General features: G+C 47.3%; 14 protein-coding genes. 12 read left to right on the top strand and 2 right to left on the bottom strand.

The window, feature by feature from the left end; translation table 11 throughout:
* Positions 1-226: 226 nt before the first annotated feature.
* Positions 227-1,345, top strand: a complete 1,119-nt coding sequence (gene proB, locus AC0VXX_RS12755; RefSeq protein WP_475514549.1) for a glutamate 5-kinase — start codon at positions 227-229, stop codon at positions 1,343-1,345.
* A 56-nt stretch (positions 1,346-1,401) separates the two neighbouring features.
* A complete protein-coding gene (locus AC0VXX_RS12750; protein WP_475514548.1) occupies positions 1,402-2,676 on the top strand; it encodes a glutamate-5-semialdehyde dehydrogenase in 1,275 nt (424 codons plus the stop codon).
* A gap of 210 nt (positions 2,677-2,886) precedes the next feature.
* Here AC0VXX_RS12750 and AC0VXX_RS12745 read toward each other — a convergent pair whose 3' ends face one another.
* Complete coding sequence (locus tag AC0VXX_RS12745) at positions 2,887-3,807, bottom strand: DMT family transporter (RefSeq protein WP_475514547.1); 921 nt, start codon at positions 3,805-3,807, stop codon at positions 2,887-2,889.
* Between the two features lie 299 nt (positions 3,808-4,106).
* On the opposite strand from AC0VXX_RS12745, the gene dnaK reads away from it, so the two are divergent.
* The 8 genes from dnaK to greA all read left to right on the top strand — a co-directional run bounded on the left by dnaK (position 4,107) and on the right by greA (position 15,328).
* The gene (dnaK, locus tag AC0VXX_RS12740; protein WP_475514546.1) at positions 4,107-6,020 is read left to right on the top strand and encodes a molecular chaperone DnaK; all 1,914 of its coding nucleotides are present in this window, start codon (positions 4,107-4,109) and stop codon (positions 6,018-6,020) included.
* 89 nt (positions 6,021-6,109) lie between these two features.
* Positions 6,110-7,240: a molecular chaperone DnaJ gene (gene dnaJ / locus AC0VXX_RS12735; protein WP_475514545.1), complete on the top strand. Its 1,131-nt coding sequence runs from the start codon at positions 6,110-6,112 to the stop codon at positions 7,238-7,240.
* 286 nt (positions 7,241-7,526) lie between these two features.
* The gene (locus AC0VXX_RS12730) at positions 7,527-8,318 is read left to right on the top strand and encodes a M48 family metallopeptidase (RefSeq protein WP_475514544.1); all 792 of its coding nucleotides are present in this window, start codon (positions 7,527-7,529) and stop codon (positions 8,316-8,318) included.
* An 81-nt stretch (positions 8,319-8,399) separates the two neighbouring features.
* Positions 8,400-9,017 carry an FKBP-type peptidyl-prolyl cis-trans isomerase gene (locus tag AC0VXX_RS12725; RefSeq protein WP_475514543.1) on the top strand — a complete coding sequence of 206 codons (618 nt, stop codon included), beginning with the start codon at positions 8,400-8,402 and terminating at the stop codon, positions 9,015-9,017.
* A gap of 122 nt (positions 9,018-9,139) precedes the next feature.
* A complete protein-coding gene (gene dapB / locus AC0VXX_RS12720) occupies positions 9,140-9,955 on the top strand; it encodes a 4-hydroxy-tetrahydrodipicolinate reductase (protein WP_475514542.1) in 816 nt (271 codons plus the stop codon).
* A gap of 161 nt (positions 9,956-10,116) precedes the next feature.
* Positions 10,117-11,289 carry a glutamine-hydrolyzing carbamoyl-phosphate synthase small subunit gene (carA, locus tag AC0VXX_RS12715; protein ID WP_475514541.1) on the top strand — a complete coding sequence of 391 codons (1,173 nt, stop codon included), beginning with the start codon at positions 10,117-10,119 and terminating at the stop codon, positions 11,287-11,289.
* A gap of 20 nt (positions 11,290-11,309) precedes the next feature.
* Positions 11,310-14,531: a carbamoyl-phosphate synthase large subunit gene (gene carB / locus AC0VXX_RS12710; RefSeq protein ID WP_475514540.1), complete on the top strand. Its 3,222-nt coding sequence runs from the start codon at positions 11,310-11,312 to the stop codon at positions 14,529-14,531.
* A 320-nt stretch (positions 14,532-14,851) separates the two neighbouring features.
* Positions 14,852-15,328, top strand: coding sequence for a transcription elongation factor GreA (gene greA, locus AC0VXX_RS12705; RefSeq protein WP_475514539.1), 477 nt, complete (start codon positions 14,852-14,854; stop codon positions 15,326-15,328).
* Between the two features lie 62 nt (positions 15,329-15,390).
* On the opposite strand, the gene yhbY is transcribed toward greA, so the two are convergent.
* Complete coding sequence (yhbY, locus tag AC0VXX_RS12700) at positions 15,391-15,690, bottom strand: ribosome assembly RNA-binding protein YhbY (protein WP_110458246.1); 300 nt, start codon at positions 15,688-15,690, stop codon at positions 15,391-15,393.
* A 91-nt stretch (positions 15,691-15,781) separates the two neighbouring features.
* On the opposite strand from yhbY, the gene rlmE reads away from it, so the two are divergent.
* Both rlmE and ftsH read left to right on the top strand, forming a co-directional pair.
* Entirely contained in the window at positions 15,782-16,411 is a 630-nt protein-coding gene (gene rlmE, locus AC0VXX_RS12695; protein ID WP_110458245.1) for a 23S rRNA (uridine(2552)-2'-O)-methyltransferase RlmE, read from the top strand.
* Positions 16,412-16,465: 54 nt separating this feature from the next.
* On the top strand, positions 16,466-18,463 hold the full coding sequence (gene ftsH / locus AC0VXX_RS12690) for an ATP-dependent zinc metalloprotease FtsH (protein ID WP_475514538.1): 1,998 nt from the start codon (positions 16,466-16,468) through the stop codon (positions 18,461-18,463).
* Positions 18,464-18,695 lie beyond the last annotated feature (232 nt).

The raw sequence follows: 18,695 nt of genomic DNA, 5'->3' as shown, positions 1-18,695 counted from the left end.
GAATATTAATGGCGTGGGTGTTATTCATCGGCATTTAAGCACGCTATGGTGATAGGTTAACTAGTTTATTTACCGCAATGTCATTAAGGGTCATACGCAGTATGGCCCTTTTTATTGGGGCTGATTTACCCATGTCGATATAGCGCTAAACTTTTACCTTGTTCACTACCAATTTCGCAAGGGATTGGGTATAACCTTAACTTCGGTTTTTTCTTCCCTTATAAAAATGAACTTAAGTGAGATTGGTTACCGCCGTGTGGTGGTGAAATTGGGTACCAGTGTGCTGACATCTGGCTCTAGACAGTTAGATAAGGCGCATATGGTTGAGCTGGCACGCCAGATGGCAAGCTTAATGAAGTCTGGTGTTGAAGTGGTATTGTGTACTTCGGGTGCCATAGCCGCTGGGCGCGAACATTTAGGTTACCCCAGCCTGCCCGATACCGTGGCCAATAAGCAACTATTGGCCGCAGTGGGGCAAGGACAACTGATTCTGGCGTGGTCACAACTGTTTAGCATTTATGGGTTGCATGTCGGGCAGATGTTGCTGACCCGCGCCGATCTGCATGACAGAGAACGCTATCTCAATGCGAGAGACTCGCTTAATGCATTATTAGCCAATGGCATCATTCCTATCATTAATGAAAATGATGCGGTGGCGACCAACGAGATAAAAGTGGGCGATAACGATAATTTATCGGCTCGGGCGGCGCTATTGTGTGATGCCGACCTTCTGATTTTATTAACCGACCAAAAAGGGTTGTTCGATGCCGATCCTCGCGCTAATCCTGATGCCAAGTTGATTAAACAGGTGGTTAATATTGATGACAGTTTACGGCGGCTTGCTGGCGGAGCCGTATCTGGTTTAGGTACTGGCGGCATGGCGACCAAGTTGCAGGCTGCCGATATCGCGCGCCGCGCCGGTATTGAAGTGGTTATAGCATCAGGCCATAGACCAAGGGTCATCCAAGATGCGGTATGTAAAGAGGCGGTGGGTACGCACTTTACCGCGCTAGAAAACCCGCTTGAAAGCCGTAAGCAATGGATCTTAGCAGGACCTGCCACTAAAGGTAAATTAGTACTCGATAGTGGCGCGATTGTGGCTGTTACCCAAAAAGGTCGCAGCCTACTGTCAAAAGGTATTGTCAGCGTCAGTGGCCAATTTGAGCGTGGTGCGACCTTGCAGCTGGTGGACGAGTTGGGCCGCGAATATGCAAGGGGCATGACTCGTTACAGTGCTAAGGATCTGCTGGCCATTGCCGGCAAGCACTCTGATGAAATCGATTCTATCCTTGGCTACGATTATGGCGCTGCCGTTGTACACCGTAACGATATGGTGGTGCTGTAAAAGTACATAATATTAATCATTTCAGTAACAGCTGAGATAACTTTAGGAGTAAGGGTGTGATTGAACATCATCAAGCCTACTTGCAGACACTCGGTCAGCAAGCAAAGCAGGCAAGCTATGCACTGGCCAATCTCAGTGGTGAGCAGAAACAGCAGCTACTGAGCGCCATCGCGACCACGTTAACCGCCCGTAGCGACACCATTATCGCGGCCAATCAGCAAGACGTGGCTAACGCACGTGCCAGCGGCCTTAATGATGCGATGATCGACCGTTTGCTGCTTGATAAGGACCGGCTTAATAATGTCATAGCCGATATCGACAATGTGATACGCCTTGCCGATCCTGTCGGGACCGAGCTAGAAAGTCAGTTGCTCGATAACGGGCTGCGTTTGTCGCGTCGCCGCGTGCCATTAGGGGTGGTTGGGGTGATTTATGAGGCGCGCCCAAATGTCACCGTCGATATCGCAGTGTTGGCCCTAAAGACCGGCAATGCCGTTATCTTGCGTGGTGGTAAAGAGACATTGCTGTCAAATGTGGCACTCAGTGATGCGATTCGTGAGGCCATAACCGCGCAAGAGCTACCAGCCGATGCGGTGCAGTTGATCCAAAGCCCCGACCGTGCCTTAGTGACGGGACTGTTAAAGCTCGATAATTATATCGACATGATAGTGCCCCGTGGTGGCCAACATCTGCAGCGCTTATGCGCCGAGCAAGCGACTATCCCCGTGATATTGGGCGGGATAGGGATTTGCCACCTGTATGCAGACAAAGAGGTCGATATCGACAAGGCGATAGTCGTGATCGCCAACGCTAAGGTGCAGCGTCCTACCGTGTGTAATGCGCTCGATACCGCGCTAGTGCATCGAGACATCGCTGGCCAGTTGCTGCCTAAACTGTATCGTCAATTGGCCGATTTAGGCGTGAGCTTTTATGCCTGTCCGCAGGCCAAAACCTTGGCTGATGGTTTAGCTGTGGATATGCATGATGCCACTGAGGACAGCTATGCACAGGAGTGGTTAGCACTCACATTAGGCATTAAGGTGGTCGATGATATTGACGCCGCGATTGCCCATATTCGTCATTATTCCAGTGGTCATTCTGAGGGGATATTAACTGACAATATCCACGCCGCCGCCTACTTTGTTAATCAGGTCGATGCCTCTGCGGTATACGTCAATGCCAGCACGCGCTTTACCGATGGCGGTCAATTTGGGCTTGGTGCCGAAGTAGCGGTGTCGACGCAAAAATTGCATGCGCGGGGCCCGATGGGGCTTGAAGCCTTAACCACCTATAAGTGGATAGGGGTTGGGGATTATACCGCCCGTCGCTAATGGCGTTGACTTGAGTCAACGCCTGTAAAACTAACACGGCTTAAAGAGAAAGCAGCTATTCCCTAATGCTTTCTCTTTTTTATGTTTAAAGGTGTCTGTGCTGGGCTGTTGTTCAGTGCAGCCATTTTATTTTGTACGACAAAATAAAATGGCTTCCGAGCACCTAATCGCTAGTCTCAATTGGGGAAGGGCATCTTATAGCCCAATAGACTATAGCCCTGGAGATAGCGGGGCTTTGGGCGGACGCCGTTTTAGCTGTGGTAATAACTGCTGCAGTGCCAGTGCCGATAAAATTAACCCGAGGCCGATGAAGGTCGAGCGGGTAATGGTTTCTTGTAATATCCAAGCGATAAAGCCCACCGATAATACTGGTGTGATAAACACTAACGTGCTCATGCTGGCAGTGCGGTCGGCTTTTTTCAGGGCCACTAACCACAGAACAAAGGTCACACCCATCTCAAACAACCCCACATAAACCGCAGCGCCAAAGGCGTTGGCGTTCCAAGTGGGCAGCGATTCGGTCAGTAGCAATGTCACCACAATAAAAGGCAAGCCCATTAAAAAACTGAGTAGCAAGCTAACCACAGGGTCGCCACTGTCTTTGGTGTTGATTATCCAATAAAGACACCAAAGTACGGTGCTGGTCAGTGCGAGCATGACTCCAGCTGCGCTATCAAAGTGGATATCGGTAATATGACCATTGGTGGCGATAATAAACACCCCTAGATAGGCGATAAGCGCCGCGGTGAGATCGCTTTTGCGTAGCTTTTGTTTGAGTAGCGGCACCGATAATAACGGCAATAGAATGGCCCAAGTGTAATTGAGCGACAGCGCCTGCTGCGCCGGTAATAAGTCATAGGCCTTAAACAGCACCAAATAATAGAGAAACGGATTGAGCAGCCCACTTTGTAAATAAAACCAAGGGCGGCGAGCCCATTGGCGTTGAATTAGGTGAAATTTGCCCATAATTAGCAGGATGACAGTCAGTGCCACAATGGAGCTGGAGACGGCAATAAACACCAACTGCAATGGCGTAAAGTGGCTCAAGGCTAACTTAAATGCGGTGGCGACGGTGAACCAGAGTAATATGGCACCAATGGCATAGAAGTAGGCTTGATTAGATGATTTCACTGACTTATCTCGTTAACTGAAATGGCCATAGAGCATGGCTATTGTGGGCTGTTTGGATTACTAATTGTATACATTATACCTATAAGGCCGGTTATTGAACTGACTTTCAGCCAAAAAAATGTTCAATTAAGCTAATTTTTATATTTTTAACCCTTGTAATCATCTCAGGCGGCCCAATATAGGGTGTTAAGGAAAGATATTGGTTTGGATAGTAAGGCTTGAAAATCACGACGCCTATCCCCATATCTGAATCAGATGACAAATTTAGCATTCGTTAAAAGTTTTTATTGGAGGACTCCATGGGTAAAATTATTGGTATCGATTTAGGTACAACCAACTCTTGTGTTGCAGTATTAGATGGTGGCAAGGCTCGCGTAATTGAAAACGCAGAGGGCGATCGCACGACTCCTTCAATCATCGCTTACACAGGTGAAGAAGTATTAGTGGGTCAGCCAGCTAAGCGCCAAGCGGTAACAAACCCAAAGAACACCTTCTTTGCGATTAAGCGTCTTATTGGTCGTCGTTTTAAAGATGACGAAGTACAGCGCGATGTAGACATCATGCCATTTAAGATCATCGGTGCTGACAACGGTGATGCATGGGTTGAAGCGCACGGTAAAAAAATGGCGCCACCACAAGTGTCTGCAGAAATTCTGAAGAAGATGAAGAAAACTGCCGAAGACTTTTTAGGTGAGCCAGTAACAGAAGCGGTAATTACCGTTCCTGCATACTTTAACGATTCACAGCGTCAAGCGACTAAAGATGCTGGCCGTATCGCGGGTCTTGAAGTTAAACGTATTATTAACGAACCAACAGCTGCGGCATTGGCTTACGGTATCGATAAGAAGCAAGGCGATAACGTTGTTGCGGTATACGACTTAGGTGGTGGTACATTCGATATCTCTATCATCGAAATCGACAGCGTAGATGGCGAGCAAACATTCGAAGTACTGGCCACAAACGGTGACACTCACTTAGGTGGTGAAGATTTTGACAACCGTCTAATCAACTACCTAGCTGATGAGTTCAAGAAAGAGCAGTCAATCGATCTACGTAACGATCCGCTAGCAATGCAGCGTCTAAAAGAAGCTGCTGAAAAAGCGAAGATTGAACTTTCTAGCACCACACAGACTGAAGTTAACTTGCCTTATATCACGGCAGATGCGACAGGTCCTAAACACTTAGTGGTTAAGATCACTCGCGCTAAACTTGAGTCACTGGTTGAAGATTTGATTGCTCGTACACTTGAGCCTCTAAAAGTGGCTTTAGCTGACGCTGATCTAACAGTATCAGATGTAAACGAAGTGATTTTGGTTGGTGGTCAGACTCGTATGCCTAAAGTACGCGCAGAAGTTTCTGCCTTCTTTGGTAAAGAGATCCGCCAAGACGTTAACCCAGACGAAGCGGTAGCTATCGGTGCAGCAGTTCAAGCTGGTGTACTTTCTGGTGACGTAAAAGACGTACTATTGCTAGACGTTACACCACTTTCTCTTGGTATCGAAACCATGGGTAGTGTAATGACTAAGCTAATTGAGAAGAACACGACTATCCCAACTAAGGCGAGTCAAACCTTCTCTACAGCAGATGACAACCAAAGTGCGGTGACGATTCACGTACTTCAAGGTGAGCGTAAGCAGTCAAGTGCCAACAAGTCTCTAGGTCAATTTAACCTAGAAGGTATCGAGCCTGCACCACGCGGTATGCCACAAATTGAAGTGGCGTTCGATATCGATGCTGATGGTATCTTGCATGTGTCTGCGACTGACAAGAAGACAGGTAAAGCACAGGCTATCACTATTAAAGCCTCTTCTGGTCTAAGTGAAGAAGAAGTTGAAGCTATGGTTCGTGATGCTGAAGCACACGCAGACGAAGATGCTAAATTCGAAGCGCTTGTAACCGCCCGTAACCAAGCCGATGGCATGGTACATGCGACCAAGAAGCAGATCGAAGAAGCAGGTGATGCGCTACCAAGCGAAGACAAAGAGAAAATTGAAGCAGCGATGGCCGATGTTGATGCTGCAAGTAAAGGTAACGACAAAGAAGCTATCGAGAAAGCGACTCAAGCACTGATGGAAGCATCTGCTAAGTTGATGGAAATTGCTCAAGCTAAGGCACAAGCAGGCCAAGGCGAACAAGCTGAAAAATCAACTGATTCGTCTGCTGATGATGTTGTCGATGCTGAGTTCGAAGAAGTTAAAGACGACAAAAAATAATTCAGGTTTAGCCTAAATTATTTCCAGCGGGCGTTATGGGGAAACTCTAACGCCCGTTCGTACAACTCTAGCGCAGAAAGTATAAGACTATGTCAAAGCGAGATTATTACGAAGTATTAGGCGTAGGTCGTGACGCCAGCGAACGAGAGATTAAAAAGGCTTATAAGCGGCTAGCCATGAAGTTTCACCCAGATCGTAATCCGGGTGACAAAGAGGCAGAAACCCGCTTTAAAGAGGTAAAAGAAGCCTACGAAATCCTAACCGACAGCGATAAGAAAGCCGCCTATGATCAGTTTGGTCATGCGGGTGTCGATCCTAATCGTGGTGGTGGCGGATTCGGCGGCGGTGCCGATTTCGGTGATGTGTTCGGCGATGTGTTTGGCGATATCTTTGGTGGTGGCCGTCGTGGTGGTCAGCGTCAAGCAGCGCGCGGTAGTGACTTACGTTACAACCTCGAATTGTCGCTTGAAGAAGCGGTGAGAGGCTTAACCAAAGAGCTACGCATTCCAACCCTTGCAACATGTGATGCGTGTGATGGTAGCGGCGCGAAAAGAGGCTCATCGCCAACCACATGTGGCACCTGTCATGGCCAAGGCCAAGTGCAGATGCGCCAAGGTTTCTTTGCCGTACAGCAAGCCTGTCCAACGTGTCATGGCCGTGGCAAGATCATTAAAGATCCTTGCAACAAGTGTCATGGCGAAGGTCGCGTCGAGAAGAGTAAAACCCTGTCAGTTAAAATCCCCGCTGGGGTGGATACTGGCGATCGCATTCGTCTCTCTGGTGAAGGTGAAGCGGGCGAGTTTGGCGCACCAGCAGGTGACTTATATGTTCAAGTCACGGTGCGAGAACATGCTATTTTCGTGCGTGATGGCAACAACCTGTACTGTGAAGTGCCTATCTCATTTAGCACAGCAGCCCTGGGCGGTGAGATTGAAGTGCCTACCCTTGATGGTAAGGTGAGCCTTAAGATCCCAGCCGAGACACAAACAGGACGTATGTTCCGTTTACGCGGCAAAGGGGTGAAATCGGTTCGCAGCCATGCAGTGGGTGACCTACTGTGTAAAGTTGTGATGGAAACACCAGTCAACTTAAGCGACAAGCAAAAAGAGTTACTGCGTGATTTTGACAAAACACTGACGGGTTCGGCAAAGAAGCACAGCCCTAAAGCTGAAGGCTTTTTCGATGGTGTGAAAAAGTTCTTTCAAGACTTAAATAGCTAACGTCTGTAGTTGGCAACTAAAAAAACCTCGCATAGCGAGGTTTTTTTATGGCTTACTCTCGCTAATATATGCTGTAACGGCTCAACTTTACTCGGCATTATCATCAAACGATTAAGCCCATAGCCTCTAGCTCCTTTAGCCATGATATCTAGCCATAGTATCGAACCATGATATCGAGCCATTGCTGCGACGGAAGATTACTGTGATTAGGGCTAGTATTATGATGATAGAGTATCCGTTGCATAATGCGGCTATAGTCGCTGGCTGGTGAACCCTAAAGGAATTGATGATGAAACAAATGATAACAGTGGTAATACTAGTCATATTAGCTGGCTGCGCCACAAATCAGTCGCCCACAGGGCGATCGCAAACCTTGCTGTTTTCGGCGCAGCAGATGGATCAAATGGGCGCCGAATCATTTGAGCAGATGAAACAGCAACAAGCCTTAAGTAAAGATAAGCAACGTATCGCCTATGTTCGCTGCGTGGCAGATCGCATTACCGCGGTATTGCCTGCCGGGCAACCCAAATGGGAAGTCGTGCTATTTGAGTCTGAGCAGATAAACGCCTTTGCATTGCCTGGTGGCCATATTGGGGTGTACACCGGCTTGCTCAAAGTGGCGACGAATCAAGATCAGCTAGCTACCGTTATCGGTCATGAGGTGGCACATGTGCTAGCCAATCACAGTAATGAGCAAGTCTCTCGGGCGCAGATGACTGGGGTTGGCATGCAGCTGGCGAATGCGGCACTGGATGTCAGCGGGGTGGGCAATCGCGACCTTTATATGGCGGCGCTTGGCTTAGGTGCCCAAGTGGGCTTTGTATTGCCCTATGGTCGTGAGCAAGAAAGTGAGGCCGATATTATGGGCGTTGAGTTAATGGCTCGGGCGGGGTTCGATCCCAGCCAAAGTATCGAGCTATGGCAAAATATGGCCAAGGCGGGCGGCAGCCAAGGACCTGAGTTGCTCTCGACACATCCGTCTCACGGACGCCGTATTGCCGATTTACAACAGATGCAACCTAAGGTGATGCCCTTATATCAGGCAAGCCAAGCTAAGGTAAAAAATAGCTGTGACTAATTGGCTATTCGCGAGTTTTTTGTTGCATAGTATGGTAAAATCCGCCGCGAAATTAATTGAATAAATGAGAGTATTATCATTATGTCTGACAAGTTCACCACAATTGAACAGCATGCCAGCTACGGTGTCGGTCGCCAATTAGGCGAGCAATTAGCGGCAAACTCTTTTGAAGGTATTGATATTTCAGCTGTACAAGTTGGTCTATCTGATGCGTTTGACGGTAAAGAGAGTGCGGTTTCTATGCAAGATCTTCAAACTGCCTTCACTGAAATTAGTCAGCGTATTCAGAAGGTACAAGAAGCTGCAGCAGCAGCTGCGTCTGCTGAAGGTGATACTTTCCTTGCGCAAAACCAACAACGTGAAGGTGTCGTAACCCTAGAGTCTGGTCTGCAGTATGAGATCATTACCGAAGGTAATGGTGATAGGCCTGCTTATGATTCTACTGTTCGTACTCACTACCATGGTACTTTTATCGGTGGTGACGTATTTGACAGTTCAGTATTACGTGATCAACCTGCCGAGTTCCCTGTGTCTGGCGTGATTGCCGGTTGGACCGAAGCACTACAACTTATGCCTGTTGGGTCTAAGTGGAAGCTGTATGTTCCGCATCACCTAGCTTACGGCGAGCGTGGTGCTGGTGCATCAATCCCGCCATACTCGGCGTTAGTGTTCGAAGTTGAGTTGCTCGATATACTTTAATAAAAATAGCCTAAGCCATTGCTTAGGCTTTTTTTTGTATTGTATTTAAAGCGAGTTTTGTGGTCTATTGGACATAATAATAAACCGTAAAACAGCGCAATATAGATCGAAGGGAGAAGTAGATGACAGAGCAAGTAAGAGTCGCTATTACTGGTGGCAGCGGCCGAATGGGTCGAACTCTTATTGAATCGGCCAAACTGAGTAGCAATATCTTTTTAGGTGCTGCGATTGAGCGTGCTGGATCGACACTGATTGGTGTCGATGCTGGTGAGCTTGCTGGTGTCGGGGCGATGAATGTGGCGATCACCGATTCGCTCGATCAAGCTGTCGATGACTTTGATATTTTGATCGACTTCACTTCTCCTGAAGCCAGCGTGGTACATACCGATTGGTGTGCACGCAATGGCAAGGGTATCGTTATCGGTACCACAGGCTTTAACCATGCTCAAAAAGAACAGATTGCTGCATATGGCGAAACCACGCCTATCGTGATGGCGCCCAATATGTCTGTTGGGGTGAATTTGATGTGGCGTTTGTTGGAATTAGCCGCCGAGGTGATGGGCGACTATACCGATATCGAGATCATCGAAGGCCATCACAGACATAAAAAAGATGCACCATCGGGCACTGCGTTAAAAATGGGCGAGGTGATTGCTGAGGTGTTGGGCCGCGATCTTGAAAAATGTGCCGTTTATGGCCGCGAGGGCATAATGGAAGAGCGTTCGCGCGAGACCATAGGTTTCTCGACGATCCGTGCTGGCGATTTAGTCGGTGAGCACACGGCGATGTTTGCCGATATCGGTGAGCGTTTGGAGATCACCCATAAAGCATCCAGTAGAATGACCTTTGCTAATGGTGCAATGCGCGCCGCATTTTGGCTTGGCGATCAAGATCCGGGTCTTTATGACATGCAGCAGGTGTTAGGCCTGAAAGATTAGTATTTAATAAAAAACGCCCATATGGCGTTTTTTTTTGAAATAAAATACCCGCTACCTATAGACGAGTTGCTACTTGACCTATAGAATTGACGGAATTTGTCAAAATTTCGTATTTCAGCGGAAATTGGTATTTTAAAAGTAAAATAAAACCCTATTATACAATGGCTTGGCTCTTTTCGGAGGTCGCGTTGACAAAGTCTGCCTTACTCGTACTCGAAGATGGAACCGTATTCTCTGGCACTGCAATTGGTGCTGATGGACTGGCAGTAGGAGAAGTGGTTTTTAACACTTCAATGACTGGTTACCAAGAGATTCTTACTGATCCATCCTATTCTCGTCAAATTGTTACTTTAACCTACCCACACATTGGTAACACAGGAACCAATAGTGAAGATACCGAATCAGATGCTGTGCATGCATGCGGATTAGTCATTAGAGATTTACCGCTAATGGCCAGTAACTTCAGAAATCAGCAATCCCTCAGTGATTATCTTAAAGCCAATAATGTTGTCGGCATAGCTGATATTGATACGCGTAAACTGACGCGTATTTTAAGGGAAAAAGGCGCGCAGGCTGGCGCTATTGTCGTCGGTGATACGGATGAAGCTAAAGCCCTTGCTGCCGCTAAAGCCTTTCCCGGATTAAAAGGCATGGATTTAGCCAAAGAAGTGACCACTGACACGCAATATCAGTGGCGCAGTGGCAGTTGGCGCTTAGTCGGCGGTCTACCAGACGACACACCAAAAGCAGAACTAAAATTTAAAGTCGTTGCTTATGACTATGGTGTGAAGCGCAATATTTTACGTATGTTAGTTGACCGCGGTTGTGATGTGACAGTGGTTCCCGCCCAAACGCCTGCTAGCGAAGTGTTAGCGATGAATCCTGATGGGGTGTTTTTATCCAATGGTTCAGGCGATCCAGAGCCATGCGATTACGCCATTAGCGCGATTCAAGATATCTTAAAAACCGACGTTCCTGTATTTGGTATCTGCTTAGGGCATCAATTACTGGCACTAGCATCCGGTGCTAAAACCTTGAAGATGAAGTTTGGTCACCATGGTGCTAACCATCCAGTGAGCAACATCGAACTCGGCAACGTGATGATCACCAGCCAAAACCACGGTTTTGCTGCTGATGAAGCTAGCCTACCCGATAATATCAGAGTGACGCATAAGTCGTTATTTGATGGTTCGTTGCAAGGTATCCATCTTACCGATAAACCTGCCTTTAGCTTTCAGGGGCACCCTGAAGCGAGTCCAGGTCCACATGATGCGGCCCCCTTGTTTGATCACTTTATTGAGTTGATTGAACAATATCGTCACCACGCTAAGTAGTCCGGGAGAAGGTTTCAGCAATGCCAAAACGTACAGATATAAAAAGTATTCTAATCTTAGGTGCCGGCCCGATTGTGATTGGGCAAGCGTGTGAGTTCGATTACTCGGGCGCTCAGGCCTGTAAAGCACTTCGTGAAGAGGGTTACCGAGTTATTTTGGTTAACTCGAATCCTGCGACTATCATGACCGACCCTGAAATGGCCGATGCGACCTATATCGAGCCGATTCAGTGGGAAGTGGTGCGCAATATTATTGCCAAAGAGCGTCCAGACGCAATTTTGCCTACCATGGGTGGTCAAACCGCACTTAACTGTGCACTGCGCCTAGAAAGCGAAGGTGTACTGAGTGAATTTAATGTCGAGATGATTGGCGCGACAGCCGATGCTATCGACAAAGCGGAAGATCGCAGTCGCTTCGATAAGGCAATGAAGGCTATCGGTCTTGAATGTCCGCGTGCCGGTATCGCCCGTAGCATGGAGGACGCTTATGGCGTGCTCGATGAGGTCGGTTTCCCTTGTATTATTCGTCCCTCATTTACCATGGGGGGCAGCGGCGGCGGTATCGCTTATAACAAGGAAGAGTTCGAAGAGATCTGTTCGCAAGGACTAGACCTTTCACCAACCAATGAATTGCTTATCGATGAGTCGTTAATTGGCTGGAAAGAGTATGAAATGGAAGTGGTTCGTGACCGCAACGATAACTGTATTATCGTGTGTTCAATCGAAAACTTCGATCCGATGGGCGTGCATACGGGGGACTCTATTACAGTGGCTCCGGCGCAAACGTTAACGGATAAAGAGTATCAGTTGATGCGTAATGCATCACTTGCGGTACTGCGTGAAATTGGCGTTGAAACCGGTGGATCAAACGTGCAGTTTGGTATTAACCCCCTAGATGGCCGTATGGTGATCATCGAGATGAACCCTCGGGTGTCTCGCTCATCGGCATTGGCATCTAAAGCCACAGGTTTCCCCATTGCTAAAATCGCCGCAAAACTTGCCGTTGGTTTTACCCTAGATGAACTAAGCAACGACATTACTGGTGGCGCGACCCCTGCTTCATTTGAGCCTGCAATCGATTACGTTGTCACTAAAGTACCGCGCTTTAACTTCGAAAAATTTGCCGGTGCCAATGACCGTTTAACTACCCAGATGAAGTCTGTGGGTGAAGTGATGGCGATTGGCCGTACTTTCCAAGAGTCGCTGCAAAAAGCGCTGCGTGGATTGGAAGTGGGCGTCAATGGTTTAGACGCTATCATCGATATTCAAGAAAAGGATGCGTTGTCTCGTATTCGACACGAATTAAAAGAGCCTGGTGCAGACCGAATTTGGTATATTGGCGATGCGTTTCGCGCGGGACTGAGCTTAGAAGAGATTTTTAAGCTGACCAATATCGATCCTTGGTTCCTTATCCAAATTGAAGAGCTACTTAACTTAGAAACGCAAGTCAAAGACCTCGGTATGTCGGGCATGGATAAGGATTTCTTATACAAGCTCAAGCGTAAAGGTTTTGCCGATTCTCGCCTTGCCGTGCTGCTAGGTGTCAGTGAAGCCGAGATGCGCAAATTGCGCTACCGCCACGAGATCTATCCGGTGTACAAGCGCGTCGATACTTGTGCGGCTGAGTTCTCAACCGATACGGCCTACATGTACTCTACCTATGAGGAAGAGTGCGAGGCTAACCCGTCAGACCGTGAAAAAATCATGGTGATTGGCGGTGGTCCAAACCGTATTGGTCAAGGTATTGAGTTTGATTACTGTTGTGTTCACGCCGCTTTAGCACTGCGTGAAGACGGTTACGAAACCATTATGGTCAACTGTAACCCAGAGACGGTATCAACCGATTATGACACCTCCGACAGACTGTATTTCGAATCGATAACCCTTGAAGATGTGCTTGAAATTGTACGAATCGAAAAGCCCAAGGGCGTGATTGTACAGTACGGTGGTCAAACGCCACTTAAACTGGCTCGAGATTTAGAAGCCGCTGGCGTTCCTATTATTGGTACCAGCCCAGATGCCATCGACAGAGCCGAAGACCGCGAGCGTTTCCAGCAAGCGATTCAGCGTCTCGAGATGAAACAGCCTGAAAATGATACCGTAACCACGGTTGAAGGCGCGGTGATTTCCGCCGAGCGTATCGGCTATCCGCTCGTGGTACGTCCATCGTATGTACTGGGTGGGCGCGCAATGGAAATTGTCTATGACGAGCAGGATTTGCGTCGCTACTTTAATGAAGCGGTTAGCGTCTCTAATGCCTCGCCTGTGCTGCTGGACCGTTTCCTCGACAACGCGATTGAAGTGGATATCGACGCGATTTGCGACGGTGAAATCGTGGTGGTTGGTGCGATTATGGAGCATATCGAGCAAGCGGGAGTTCACTCTGGTGACTCGGGTTGTTCACTGCCACCATACACCCTAAGCCAAGCGATTCAAGCTGAAATGCGCGAGCAGGTTGGCAAGCTAGCAATGGAGCTGGGTGTGGTTGGCCTGATGAATGTGCAGTTTGCGGTGCAAGATAACAACATCTACATGATTGAGGTTAACCCTCGCGCAGCACGTACCGTGCCATTCGTCTCTAAGGCGACGGGTGTGCCGTTAGCTAAGATTGCCGCGCGCGTGATGGCGGGCCAATCGTTAACATCGCAAGGTTTTACTCAAGAAGTGATTCCGCCTTTCTACTCAGTGAAAGAAGTGGTATTGCCGTTCAATAAATTCCCAGGTGTTGATCCTCTGCTTGGCCCAGAAATGCGCTCAACAGGTGAGGTGATGGGCGTGGGTGATACGTTTGCCGAAGCCTACGCTAAAGCACAGCTTGGTGCGACATCTGAAGTGCCTAAGTCTGGTCGTGCGCTGTTGTCTGTGCGTAACAGTGACAAGAATCGTGTAGCCGATTTAGCGGCTAAGTTGATAGAACTTGGCTATGAAATTGATGCAACGCACGGTACTGCTGTGGTGCTGGGCGAGGCAGGGATCAACCCTCGCTTAGTTAATAAAGTGCACGAAGGTCGTCCTCATATTCTTGATCGCATCAAGAACGATGAATACACCTACATAGTGAACACCACCGAAGGTCGTCAAGCGATTGAAGACTCACGTCAACTTCGTCGGGGTGCATTGCGTTATAAGGTTAACTACACCACGACATTGAACGCGGCTTTTGCCACGTGCATGGCGCACGCTGCAGATGACCGTACCAATGTGACGTCGGTGCAAGAGTTGCACAAGCGTATTACTGGTTAAGGCGTTATTGAGCGTTAAAAAGGCCGCGATAGCGGCCTTTTTTATGGGGTTGATTTACAATGATGAGCCTTGTGGCGTCTTGCTGTTTAGTCATAGTTTGCCTACTATTCACGCTGTGCAGTCCTTGTTGTATGTCAAGCTAGGCGGAGTAAAAAACACCGTTCTTATGGGCTTACGGCTAACTGAGCGTGATTCAATAGCATCTAGTGGCATCACGGTATAGAATAGGGTCATTCCATGCGTTATTTTACTTAGTCAGTGGCCTAAACTTGGGTCAGGCTGGCTAGGATGCTTTTGTTTTTAAGGAGACGATCGTTCCTATGAATAAGGTTCCGATGACTGTAGTTGGCGCAGAACAACTACGTAAAGAGTTAGATTTTTTAAAGTTTGATAAGCGTCCTAAGATTGCTGAAGCGATCGGCATTGCCAGAGAGCTGGGTGATTTGAAAGAAAACGCTGAATACCATGCGGCCCGCGAAGAGCAAGGTTTGTGCGAAGCGCGCGTACGTGACATCGAAGGTAAACTGTCTAATGCACAGATCATCGATGTGACTAAGATGGAAAATACTGGCCGAGTGATTTTTGGGGCGACAGTGACTATCTTAAATATTGATACCGAAGAGGAATTCACCTATCGCATTGTGGGTGAAGATGAAGCCAATATTAAACAAAATTTGTTGTCGGTTAGTTCACCTATCGCCCGTGGTTTGATAGGTAAAAACGTCAATGATGAAATCTCAATCACTACGCCGGGTGGCACCAGTGATTTTGAAATCATTAAAGTTGAATATATCTAGTCGACAAGGTGATACAAAAAAGCCGCTAATTAATAGCGGCTTTTTTATTAAGCAAAATGAATTTACTTTGCTCTAGGAATGGCAATCTTCATTTCTGGAGATTGACGGAAAAGGACCAATACGTGACCGATAAGCTGAACTTTTTCAGCTTGTGTTTCGCGTACGATGGCGTCAACGACTGCATTTTTTAGCTCTCTGTCTCCAGAGGCTACTTTCACTTTGATTAATTCATGATGAGAGAGTGCATTATCAATTTCAGCCAGTACACCTTCAGTCAGACCATTGGAACCAAGCTGTACAACAGGCTTTAAGTTATGTGCTAAGCCTTTTAAGTGCTGTTTTTGTTTGGTTGTTAAGTTCATTTCTACCAACTTTATGCTGAGTTACTGTTGAAAAAACGCTATTCTACCCTCATATAGCCTTTGTGTAACTCATATTTGTTACGGATTTTAAATGTCAGGTAAAAAACGAACAGCAAGTTCCTCTCGCTGGATGCAGGAACATTTCGATGATCACTATGTTAAATTATCGCAAAAACGGGGCTTACGTTCGCGTGCCGCGTTTAAACTTGAAGAAATTCAGCAGAAAGATAAATTAATCCGCCCAGGAATGACTGTGGTTGATTTAGGGGCTGCACCAGGAGGTTGGTCGCAAATCGCGGTTAAACTGGCTGGTGATAAGGGTAAAGTCATCGCCTGTGACATTTTACCTATGGACCCTATCGTTGGGGTCGATTTTTTACAAGGAGACTTTCGAGAAGATAAAGTGCTCGAGGCCTTACTTGAACGTGTCGGTGATGCTAAAGTTGATGTTGTGCTATCTGATATGGCGCCCAATATGAGTGGTACAGGCGGCGTCGATCAGCCGCGGGCCATGTATTTGGTCGAACTTGCATTAGATATGTGTCATCAAGTGTTGGCACCTAATGGCAGTTTCGCGGTCAAAGTCTTTCAGGGGGAGGGCTTTGACGATTATATGAAAACGGTTAAAGAAGCATTTACAACCGTTAAAACACGTAAGCCAGACTCTTCGCGACCGCGTTCGCGTGAAGTCTATCTTGTGGCGACAGGATACAAGTTGTAGTAACCTAACGTCAGTAACCGCAAGACTGTATGAGGTCTAGTAATTTTGAGTGATATGGCAAAAAATTTAATTCTCTGGGTTGTCATCGCCGTAGTGTTGATGTCAGTGTTTCAGGGCTACTCCCCCTCTTCATCAAATTCGTTGAAGATGGATTATTCAACATTCTTGGACGATGTGCGTGCCGGACAGGTTAATACTGTTGAGATCAAAAGTGATCAGCGTACTATCGAAGGGACTAAAAAAACCGGCGAGAAATTTACCACTATTATGCCTATGTATGACCAAGATCTGATAAATGATCTTGATCGTAAAGGGGTCATAATGAAGGGGCAAGAAGCGGAAGAATCTGGCTTCTTAACTCAGATATTTATCTCTTGGTTCCCTATGTTACTGCTCATCGGGGTATGGATTTTCTTCATGCGCCAGATGCAAGGCGGTGGCGGTAAGGGCGCGATGTCATTTGGTAAGAGTAAAGCCAAATTGATGAGTGAAGATCAGATTAAGACGACGTTTGGCGATGTTGCAGGTTGTGACGAAGCCAAAGAAGACGTTAAAGAGCTGGTCGATTACCTTAGAGAGCCCACTAAATTCCAAAAACTGGGTGGACGTATTCCAACAGGTGTTTTACTTGTCGGCCCTCCAGGTACAGGTAAAACATTACTGGCTAAAGCGATTGCTGGTGAGGCTAAAGTCCCCTTCTTTACTATTTCGGGTTCTGATTTCGTAGAGATGTTTGTGGGTGTCGGTGCATCACGTGTGCGTGACATGTTTGAGCAGGCTAAAAAGTCAGCGCCTTGTATCATCTTTATCGATGAGATTGATGCCGTTGGTCGCCAGCGCGGCGCTGGTGTCGGTGGTGGGCACGATGAGCGTGAGCAAACACTAAACCAGATGTTGGTTGAAATGGACGGTTTCGAGGGTAACGAAGGTATTATCGTTATTGCTGCGACTAACCGCCCAGATGTGCTCGATGCTGCACTGCTGCGTCCAGGTCGTTTTGACCGTCAGGTGGTCGTAGGCTTACCTGATGTGCGTGGTCGTGAGCAAATTCTTAAAGTGCATATGCGTAAAGTGCCTCTGGCTGACGATGTTAAAGCCAGCGTGATTGCCCGTGGTACACCTGGTTTCTCTGGTGCTGATCTGGCCAACTTGGTGAACGAGGCGGCATTGTTTGCTGCCCGTAATAATCGCCGAGTGGTGGGCATGGAAGAGTTTGAGAGTGCTAAAGATAAAATCATGATGGGCGCTGAGCGTCGCACTATGGTGATGTCGGAAGAAGAGAAAGAGATGACTGCTTACCATGAAGCAGGCCACGCGATTGTGGGTTGTTTAGTGCCAGAGCATGATCCTGTGCATAAGGTGACTATCATTCCTCGTGGCCGTGCGTTAGGTGTGACTTTCTTCTTACCTGAAGCCGATGCCATCAGCCAGAGCCGCAGAAAGCTTGAGAGTCAGATATCAGTCGCTTACGGCGGCCGTCTAGCTGAAGAGTTGATTTATGGTAGCGAGCGAGTCTCTACTGGAGCATCACAAGACATTAAGTATGCAACGTCTATCGCACGTAACATGGTGACTCAGTGGGGCTTCTCGGAAAAGTTGGGGCCTGTACTGTATGCTGAAGATGAGAACGAAGTGTTCTTAGGCCGCAGCATGGGTAAGTCGCAACATATGTCAGATGAGACAGCAAAAATCATCGATGATGAAGTCAAAATGCTGATCGATTCTAATTACGACAGAGCTAAAAAATTCTTGACCGATAACATGGACATTCTTCATGCCATGAAAGATGCGTTAATGAAGTATGAAACCCTTGATTCGGCCCAAATAGAAGATCTAATGGCTCGTCGTGAAGTGCGTCAGCCTGCCGATTGGAATTTGGATGAGAATGGTAGCAACGGTGGTGATAAAGGTGGTAAAAAGGCCGCCAGTGACACCAATACCGCGACAGACGATTCAACTTCTTCAGATGTCCAGGATGATGCGGTAACGCCAAAGGATGTGACTGATCAAGGTGACGTTAAAGATGTCGATGAGTCACCCGTGACCAAATAAGTTAGCGTATTAATACTATATCGCTACTAAAAGAGAACCCCGTAAGGGGTTTTCTTGTTTTAAGGCATAATGTGAGAAACATTTTTTTAAGATAGCTTTATTAACCATGAGTTAGCAGACTGCTTTTGAATATGAGTCTATGGTCGTTTGCAATATACCGAGTTGAATTCAAGGCATTGATTTAAATTGATATTTAAATACCTTTATGGTTGCGATACAACTTAATGAGCCT

This window comes from Shewanella sp. QJM3NY_23 (assembly GCF_056173105.1).
Note: the sequence above shows the minus strand (reverse complement) of the source record. Positions and strands in the feature narration are given on the sequence as shown.